General features: G+C 61.6%; 4 protein-coding genes. All 4 read left to right on the plus strand.

Annotation, left to right across the window (positions count from 1 at the left end):
- Positions 1 to 188 precede the first annotated feature (188 nt).
- The 4 genes from ACY69P_RS14745 (at position 189) to ACY69P_RS14760 (ending at position 4,113) form a co-directional block, all read left to right on the plus strand.
- Positions 189 to 1,352 (plus strand): pyridoxal-phosphate-dependent aminotransferase family protein, encoded by a 1,164-nt coding sequence (locus ACY69P_RS14745; RefSeq protein ID WP_459900502.1) that lies wholly within the window; start codon positions 189 to 191, stop codon positions 1,350 to 1,352.
- Between the two features lie 88 nt (positions 1,353 to 1,440).
- Positions 1,441 to 1,734 carry a DUF1844 domain-containing protein gene (locus tag ACY69P_RS14750; protein WP_462328021.1) on the plus strand — a complete coding sequence of 98 codons (294 nt, stop codon included), beginning with the start codon at positions 1,441 to 1,443 and terminating at the stop codon, positions 1,732 to 1,734.
- 9 nt (positions 1,735 to 1,743) lie between these two features.
- Positions 1,744 to 2,799 (plus strand): N-acetyl-gamma-glutamyl-phosphate reductase, encoded by a 1,056-nt coding sequence (gene argC / locus ACY69P_RS14755; RefSeq protein WP_462328022.1) that lies wholly within the window; start codon positions 1,744 to 1,746, stop codon positions 2,797 to 2,799.
- A 30-nt stretch (positions 2,800 to 2,829) separates the two neighbouring features.
- Positions 2,830 to 4,113: an EAL and HDOD domain-containing protein gene (locus tag ACY69P_RS14760; RefSeq protein WP_404843787.1), complete on the plus strand. Its 1,284-nt coding sequence runs from the start codon at positions 2,830 to 2,832 to the stop codon at positions 4,111 to 4,113.
- The last annotated feature ends 48 nt before the right edge of the window (positions 4,114 to 4,161 follow it).

Here is a 4,161-nt window from a genome sequence, read left to right on the forward strand (position 1 = left end):
CTGTGCGCACATGGGATTCTTAAGGGCCCACGGCCCTTAAGCCTGCGGAGCACAACACGCCCCGCGCCGCCACCTTCGGCCTGCCGTTGGCACCCACCGCCCGAGGGGATGGGCGACAACGTTTTGTTATGAAGCCTGCGCCGTCGCAGGTGTGTGTATTTGAACGCATTGCAAGGGATGGAAGGGATATGGATAAGATGCGACTGTTGACTCCCGGTCCCACGCCGATGCCGGAGGAAGTCCGGCTGACGTTGGCCATGGATATGGTGCACCACCGCAAGCCGGGCTTTACGGCGCTGCTTGGCGAGATTCAGAAGGATTTGCGCTGGCTCTTTGGCACCAGCCAGCCAGTGGTGGCGATGTCGTCGTCCGGCACGGGCGCGATGACGGCGGCGGCCACGAATCTGTTTTCCAAGGGCGATCAGGTTATCGTTATTGAGGGCGGCAAGTTTGGCGAGCGCTGGGGCGAGATTGCCTCCACCTACGGGCTGGACGCGGCCATTGTCAGCGTGCCGTGGGGCAAGGCCATTACGGTGGAGCACCTGCGCACGGCGCTGGAGAAGTTCCCCAAGGCCAAGGGCATCCTTGTGCAGGCGTCGGAGACGTCTACAGGCGTGCTGCATCCCATCAAGGAGCTTGCGGCGTTTACGCGGGAGCGGGACGTCCTCTTGGTGGTGGATGGCATCTCGGCGGTTGGCATCTCGCCATGCCCGATGGATGAGTGGGGCGTGGACTGCTTGCTGACTGGCTCGCAAAAGGGGCTGATGCTGCCGCCGGGGCTGTCGTTTTTGGCGCTCTCCGAGCGGGCGTGGAAGCGCGTGGAAGAGGTGAAGCCGCGCGAGTTCTACTTTAACCTGCTGGGCGAGCGGGAAAAGATCGAGAAGAATTCCCAGACGCTGTTTACGCCGCCCATTAATTTGCTCATGGGCCTGCACACCTGCCTTGCCATGTTCAAGGAGCAGGGGCTGGAGAACGTGTACCGCAGGCAGTGGGCGCTGACGCAGTTGGTGCGCAGTGCCGCGCGCGCCATGGGCCTTGAGCTGTTTGCCGAGGAGCACTTTACGTGGGGCCTGACGAGCATCCGCCTGCCCGAGGGCGTGGACGGAAGCGCAGTGCTCCAGTGCTGCGCGGAGCGCTATGGCGTAGTGCTGGCTGGCGGTCAGGGCGCGATGAAGGGGCGCATTGTCCGCTTTGGTCATATGGGCCACGTGGACTACGGCGATGTGCTGGCGGGCCTGCATGCGCTGGCGAGCGCGCTTGAAGCCTGTGGTGGCTACACGGCCTCGCGGGACTACATGGAGCAGGGTATGCGCGCGTACGAGGCCGCCATGGCTGAGGGCTGCCCCGAATAGGCGCGGCGCCGGAGCAGGGCGGCCACCCGGCAGGGTGTGCGGCCCTTTCGGCGGATGTGCATGCACAGATGACGCAAGGAGCGTTACGATGTCTGACGAAAAGAAGACCATGGACGCGGCGTCGGGGAACATCCCGCTGCCGCAGGTGACATTTTCCACCTTTGTGATGTCGCTGGCGTCGTCGGCGCTGGTGCCGCTGGGCGAGGTGCCGGACCCGGAAACCGGCAAGCCTACGGAGAATTTGGCGCTGGCCAAGCATTCCATTGATGTCCTCTCCATGCTGGAGGAGAAGACCAAGGGCAATCTGGACGACGAGGAGCGGCAGCTCATCACGGATTTGCTGTACGACCTGCGCATGAAATACGTGCTGAAGACAAGGTAGGGGATGAGTATGACACAGCGTACCCCTGTCGGTCTTGTTGGGGTGACCGGGTATACCGGCATCGAGTTGGCGCGGCTTTTGGCGCGGCACGAGGGCATGGAACTGGTGCGGGCTACGTCGCGGTCCGAGGCGGGCAAAAGCCTGAGCGAGCTGTTCCCCAGCCTTGCGGGCTTTCCCATTGGTGATGTGGTGGTGTCCGTGCCGGATGTGGCGGACCTTGCCGAGGCGTGCGAATTGGTCTTTTTGGCGGTGCCGCATGGCACGGCCATGGATATGGCGGCGGAGCTGGTGGCGCGCGGCGTGAAGGTGGTGGACCTGTCCGCCGACTTCCGCATCAAGGACGCGGGCACCTACGCCGACTGGTACGGTCTTGAGCACCGCCACCCGGAGCTTTTGCCCGAGGCCGTCTTTGGCCTGCCGGAGTTTAATGCCGAGGCCGTGCGCGGCGCGCGGCTGGTGGCGAATCCGGGGTGTTATCCGACGTCCGTCATTTTGGGCCTGTCCCCGGCGCTGCGCGAGGGCATTGTGGAGACGGACGGCATTGTGGTGGACTCCAAGTCCGGCACCACGGGCGCGGGCCGCAAGGCCAGCGTTGGCTCGCTGTTTTGCGAGGTGGCGGACTCCTTTAAGGCGTACAACCTTGGCAAGCACCGCCATACGCCCGAGATTGAGCAGGAGTTGTCCGGCGTTGCCGGCGCGGAGATGACCGTGTCGTTCAACACGCACCTGTTGCCCATCAGCCGGGGCATCCTGAGCACGAGCTACGCCCGTCTCAAGAAAAGCCTTTCATTGGATGAAGTGCATTTGCTATACTCCAAGGCGTACGAAAAGGCCCCGTGGGTGCGCGTTTTGCCCCTTGGCAAGCTGCCTGAGACGCGTTTTGTCCGGGGCACAATGTTCTGTGATATCGGACTGGTTGTCGATCCCAGAACGCAGCGCCTGATTGTTGTTTCTGCCATAGACAATCTGTGCCGTGGCGCATCCGGGCAGGCGCTGGCCAATGCCAACGTTATGCTTGGGCTTGATATGGGACTGGGGTTGGACCTTGTCCCACTGGTACCCTGATTTCGCCTCTGGCGCTTTATGAGGACGTCCATGCTTGAAATTACGCAGAGTGAATCTGCCGCCTCGCAACTTGCCGAATCTGTCTTTGTGGCCCGTCAGCCCATTTTTGACCAAGACCAAAAGGTCTTTGGCTATGAGTTGTTGTTCCGCAGTTCCGGTGATGCGACAGGGGCCTTTGTGACGGATTCGGACATGGCCACGACCAAGGTCATCGCCGACGGCTTTCTGCTGGCGTACGCAGGCATGGAAGAGGGGCAGCGCGCCCTGATCAACTTCCCCAAAAAGCTCCTGCTGGAGGACGCCGCCTACGCCCTGCCGCCGGATATCGCCATTGTGGAGATTCTGGAGGACGTCAGCCCGGACGCCGATGTGCTTGAGGCTGTGGCCGCCATCAAGGAAGCAGGCTTCATGCTCGCCATGGACGACTATATGGGCGAGCCGGAGCTTGAGCCGTTCCTTAAGTATGTGGACATCATCAAGGTGGACATCCTTGGGCTGGATTCCGACCCGCAGCGCATCCGCGAGACGGTGGATAAGCTGAAGTCCTACGACTGTACGCTGCTGGCGGAAAAGGTGGAGGACGTCGAGACCTTTGAGGTGACGCGAAAGCTTGGGTTTTCGCTGTTTCAGGGGTTCTTTTTCTCCAAGCCGGAGATTATCCCCGGCAAAAAGATTTCCTCCAGCGAAATAGCCAAGATTCAGTTGCTCAAGGAGCTGGGCCGCACGGACTTTGACGTGGTCCGCCTTGGACGCATTATTCAGGCAGACCTGTCCCTGACGTATCGCCTGTTTCAGTATATCAACTCCGTGGGCCTTGGCGTGCGCTACAAGGTGGAATCCGTCGCCCGCGCCATTACGCTGCTTGGCCAGCGCCAGTTGGCCCAGTGGCTGCGCGTTGCCATCATGTCCGACCTTAGCCCCAACAAAAAGGCTGAGGAGGTCGCCTTCCTGTCCGTGCACCGGGGGCGCTTTTTGGAATTGATGGAAGATTTGTCCAAAAAGTTTGGCATCTCGCCGGAGACCATGTTCCTGCTGGGGCTGTTCTCACTCCTCGACGCGCTGCTTGGGCAGCCCATGGAGGAGATTCTGGAGAATGTGCCGCTGGATGACGAGGTTAAAGAGGCCCTTGTGGGACAGGAAAACCGCCTCAAGCCGCTGCTGGAGCTGTCCCGCGCCTATGAGCGTGGACAGTGGGCGCACGTGCAGGAGGTGGTGCAAGCCACAGGCATCCGGCAGGAGGACGCCGATAAATTCTACGTGCAGGCCATGGCGTGGACGCAGGAAATCTTGGGCAAGAGCGACGACGCCGCCTGATTGCCCGGCCACCCGTTTCACACAAGCGCGCCCGGAAGGCTTCTGCCT

Source organism: Desulfobaculum sp., assembly GCF_054921475.1.